Origin of the sequence: Dietzia sp. CQ4 (assembly GCF_014145125.1) — a bacterium.
GTDB lineage: Bacteria > Actinomycetota > Actinomycetes > Mycobacteriales > Mycobacteriaceae > Dietzia > Dietzia natronolimnaea.
In genome coordinates this window covers 1-3,967 of sequence record NZ_JAALDZ010000328.1, presented here as the reverse complement: position 1 = coordinate 3,967, position 3,967 = coordinate 1, and the positions used below count along the sequence as shown (strand labels likewise).

At 70.7% G+C, this 3,967-nt stretch carries 5 protein-coding genes and 1 pseudogene; 2 read left to right on the top strand and 4 right to left on the bottom strand.

The features are described 5' to 3' along the window. On the top strand, positions 1-250 hold a 250-nt coding region (locus G6031_RS16095; RefSeq protein ID WP_182653804.1), incomplete at its 5' end, for a GntR family transcriptional regulator. An 84-nt stretch (positions 251-334) separates the two neighbouring features. On the opposite strand, the gene G6031_RS16090 is transcribed toward G6031_RS16095, so the two are convergent. Beyond that, positions 335-853 carry a hypothetical protein gene (locus tag G6031_RS16090; RefSeq protein ID WP_182653803.1) on the bottom strand — a complete coding sequence of 173 codons (519 nt, stop codon included), beginning with the start codon at positions 851-853 and terminating at the stop codon, positions 335-337. 199 nt (positions 854-1,052) lie between these two features. Here G6031_RS16090 and G6031_RS16085 point away from each other — a divergent pair, with 199 nt between their 5' ends. Then, positions 1,053-1,337 (top strand): hypothetical protein, encoded by a 285-nt coding sequence (locus tag G6031_RS16085; RefSeq protein WP_182645666.1) that lies wholly within the window; start codon positions 1,053-1,055, stop codon positions 1,335-1,337. A 32-nt stretch (positions 1,338-1,369) separates the two neighbouring features. Here the strand turns inward: G6031_RS16085 and G6031_RS16080 are convergent, their stop codons facing one another. From G6031_RS16080 to G6031_RS16070, 3 genes and pseudogenes are all read right to left on the bottom strand, one after another. After that, positions 1,370-2,032 (bottom strand): hypothetical protein, encoded by a 663-nt coding sequence (locus G6031_RS16080; protein WP_182653802.1) that lies wholly within the window; start codon positions 2,030-2,032, stop codon positions 1,370-1,372. Positions 2,033-2,176: 144 nt separating this feature from the next. Then, positions 2,177-3,463, bottom strand: coding sequence for an adenylosuccinate synthase (locus tag G6031_RS16075; RefSeq protein WP_182645664.1), 1,287 nt, complete (start codon positions 3,461-3,463; stop codon positions 2,177-2,179). A 123-nt stretch (positions 3,464-3,586) separates the two neighbouring features. Then, positions 3,587-3,967: pseudogene (locus G6031_RS16070) on the bottom strand (biotin-dependent carboxyltransferase family protein); the annotation flags it as partial.

Here is a 3,967-nt window from a genome sequence, read left to right as displayed (position 1 = left end):
CGCCGTGCGCACGCTCGCGGAGGAGGTCGGCGTCTCCAGCGCCACCGCCGCCAAGGTCTACCGCGAACTCGAGGAGTCGGGGGTACTTGAGGGCCGCGGCCGCTCGGGGACGTTCGTCTCGGCGGCCGATCTGCCCGGCGCGGTACTGGCCCGGGCCGCGGAGGAGTTCGCCGAACGTGCAGCGGGTTCGGGATTCGACGCCGAGGAGGCCGTCGCGGCTGTCCGCAACGCGTTCCGCCATCTGCGCTGACCGCCTCGGTGGGCCCCGGCTCCCCGACCACGGCGTCCGGGCCCCCTCCCCCGCGCGGACCGGCACCGCGCGGGGGTCCGGGGCTCAGCTGCCGAGCGAACCGAGGTCCAGCGACCCGAACAGGCCGCCGGACTCGTACGCATAGGCGAAACCGGCGTTGCCGCAGTCCGCGACCGCACCCGCGCGGAAGTCCGACGTCGCGGTGAGGGGCCGGCTCCACGACCTGGTCTCCCCGACGAACGCTGTCACGCTGGTGTTCGTGTTCTGACCCAACGCGGCGGCCAACGCGAGCCTCGCCTCCAGCACGGGGTCGACCGTGGCATCCGACCAGGTTCGGGTCGCGTCGGCCGTGAGGAATGCCTCGATCCCCGCCACGACGGACGCCTCCGAGACGTGCACCGTGCAGGTGACCACGGACGTGGCGTTGTTGGTCAGGGTGCCGCTGACGACACTGTCGGACCCCGAGACCGTGAGGGCGACGGGGCCTGAGGCCGACGGCCCGAGCGACGACTGGGCGTGTGCGACGCCGGAGGCGCCGAGGACGACGGCGGCTCCGAGGGCGGTGGTGGCCACCGACGCACCGAGCTTGCGGGACAGACGCATGTGGGTCTCCTCGTGGGCAACTGTGGCCGCATCTCGGCCACATTGAGAAATGCTCATTCAATAATGCGAGTGATATCGATCACTCATCCGGTCGATTTCGCATTCTCTTCGCCAACCCTCAGGTGGCCTGTCCGGCAGAGCACGCGCCCCTCGCCGCGGGGTCGGTAATGCTCGGGGCCCCGCCGACGACTACACCTGCATGACCACGCACAGCCCCGGAAAGCTCGCCGCCGCCACTCTCGCGCTCGCGACCGCCACCTCCCTGGCGGCCGCGCCCGCCCACGCCGCCCCCGTCCCGGACGGCCATGTCGCCTACGTTGCGCAGGCGTCGGGATCAGCGGACGGCGGCTCCCTGGACAACCCCATCGTCGGAGCCGGTCTCATCATCCTCGCGGGGGTGGGAGTCTCCATCGCTCTGGCCGTCGGCGCGGGAGTGGCGGGCGGGGCGTTCCCCCTTCCGCAGATCCCTGGCCTGCCGAGCTGACGCCGAAGCTGAACCCCGGCGCCGCCCAGTACTCAGAACGGGGGCGCTGAGGTGGACCCGGTGGCCACACCGATTCCGACCGCCACCGCGGCGACCACGCCCAGCGCGAGTGAACCCGTGGTCTCCCCGCTGCTCGACGCGAGGTCCGACGACCCCACCGGAAGTGACCCGATGTACCCGCCCGAGGTCGTGCTCTCGACCTCGACGTATCCGTCCCCGGTACAGCTCGACACGGCTTCGAGCGCGAACGACCCGTCCGCCGGGAGCACGGCGAACACGGGGTCGACGGGGCCTCGTGAGCCCGGCGCGGATTCGAAGGTGAGATATCCGAACCGGCCGGCCTGCTCGGCGGCCTCGACGCTCGCCTCGAGCTCGTCGGGCAGTTCGATCTCCTCCGCGTTCGGTTCGAGAGTGCGGAGGAAGTCGTAGTAGGCGTTGACCACCTCAGCGGTGCTGAGGATCGTCAGGCAGAAGAGGTCGCGCCCGGACCTGTTGGCGTAGGACACGACGGGTTCACCGGACGAGCGGGTGACGGACAGGGAGCTGAGACTGGTGTAGGTCGCGCTGGGGGCGTTCCGTGGCGCCTCCACGAGCGTCAGTTCCTGCGCTCCCGCCACCCCGGCTCCAGACCAGAGGGTGACCGAGGTGAGGACGGTGGTCGCGGCGGCGACGCCGAGACGGGCGAGGGAAGGCATGGGCGTCATCCGATCGTCGAGGGGACGCGGCCGGCTGCGGATCCACGACACCGCCGCAGGGGGACTATATCCCCGGATACCTCGTCCCTCCGCCCGATCACGCGGGTCGTCCTGCCACCCCGCGGCCTGAGTCGCCGGCCCGGGTCAGCTCAGGATGTCGCGCCGCACCACGTTCTGGTCGCGGCCCGGGCCCACGCCGATGTACGACATGTGGCAGCCGGCCAACTCCTCGAGCCGCAGCACGTAGTCGCGCGCCTCGGGCGGCAGATCGCTGAACTCGCGCGCCCCGGTGATGTCGACCTCCCAGCCGGGCATGGTCTCGTAGATCGGCGTGGCGTGGTGGAAGTCGGTCTGCGACATGGGCATCTCGTCGTGCCGGACGCCGTCGACGTCGTAGGCCACGCAGATGGGGATCTCGCCGATGCCGGTGAGCACGTCGAGCTTGGTGAGGAAGTAGTCGGTGAACCCGTTGACCCGGGCGGCGTAGCGCGCGATCACGGCGTCGTACCAGCCGCAGCGCCGGGTGCGGCCGGTGTTGACGCCCACCTCGCCGCCGGTGACCTGCAGGTATTCGCCCCACTTGTCAAAGAGCTCGGTCGGGAACGGCCCGGCGCCCACTCGCGTGGTGTACGCCTTGACGATGCCCAGCGAGTGGGTGATCTTGGTCGGCCCGACGCCCGACCCCACGCAGGCGCCGCCGGCGGTGGGGTTGGACGAGGTGACGAACGGGTAGGTGCCGTGGTCGACGTCCAGCATGGTGGCCTGGCCGCCCTCCATCAGCACGGACTCGCCGCGCTCCAGGGCCTGGTTGAGCATGAGGGTGGTGTCGCTGACCATGGGTCGAAGCCGGTCGGCGTAGGAGAGGAAGTACTCCACCATCTCGTCGACCTCGACCGCGCGGCGGTTGTAGATCTTCACGAAGATCTGGTTCTTGAGGTGCAGCGCGCCCTCGATCTTCTGCCGCAGGATGGACTCGTCGAAGACGTCCTGCACGCGGATCCCCACCCGCGAGACCTTGTCGGCGTAGGTGGGGCCGATGCCGCGGCCGGTGGTACCGATGGCCTTCTTGCCCAGGAACCGCTCGGTCACCTTGTCCAACGCCTGGTGGTACGGGGCCACCAGGTGGGCGTCGGCGGAGATGCGCAGCCGTGAGGTGTCGGCGCCGCGGGCCTCGAGGCCGTCGATCTCCTCGAACAGCGCCTCGAGGTTGACCACCACGCCGTTGCCGATCACGGGCACGGCGGTGGGCGAGAGGATCCCGGCGGGGAGGAGTTTGAGCTCGTACTTCTCTCCGCCCACCACCACGGTGTGGCCGGCGTTGTTCCCGCCGTTGGGCTTGACCACGTACTCGACGCGGCCGCCCAGGATGTCGGTGGCCTTTCCCTTGCCCTCGTCGCCCCACTGGGCGCCGATCAGGACGATCGCTGGCATGGTCTGCTTTCACCTCGAAGAGAGTCGTCTTTCGGTGAGGGACGAAAACCGGCCCGCAGGCAGTGATTTCCGCGCACACCAACGGTCCAGGGTACTTGGTTCCGCCTGGCACACCCTAGTCGGTCACTCCGACACCCTCCGGAAGCTCACCGGCGCTCCCGGCAGGAGTTGGGACAGTGCGTCCGACGACCGCGAGGTCAACACCCCGATCACCGGGTACCCGCCCGTGACGGGGTGGTCGGGTCCGAACACGACCGGTGAACCGTCGGCCGGGACCTGCACCGCGCCGCGCACCATGCCCTCGCTGGGGATCTCGCGGGTGCTCGTCCGGGGCACGGGCCCGGCCGGATCGATGCGCACCCCCACCCGGTCCGCGTGCCCGCTGACGTGCCCGGTCTCCGCCAGGACGCGCCAGGCCCCGGGCGGGAAGAGGTCATCGCGCGGGCCGGGGATCACGTCGAGGACGACGGGGTCCGGCCCAGCTCCCCGGCCGCCGGGTCCCGC

What these genes read in the sequence shown, in the direction of transcription:
- G6031_RS16090 (WP_182653803.1), bottom strand. Translation starts at nt 853, where the DNA reads ATGCGTCTGTCCCGCAAGCTCGGTGCGTCGGTGGCCACCACCGCCCTC.
- G6031_RS16085 (WP_182645666.1), top strand. Translation starts at nt 1,053, where the DNA reads ATGACCACGCACAGCCCCGGAAAGCTCGCCGCCGCCACTCTCGCGCTC.
- G6031_RS16080 (WP_182653802.1), bottom strand. Translation starts at nt 2,032, where the DNA reads ATGCCTTCCCTCGCCCGTCTCGGCGTCGCCGCCGCGACCACCGTCCTC.
- G6031_RS16075 (WP_182645664.1), bottom strand. Translation starts at nt 3,463, where the DNA reads ATGCCAGCGATCGTCCTGATCGGCGCCCAGTGGGGCGACGAGGGCAAG.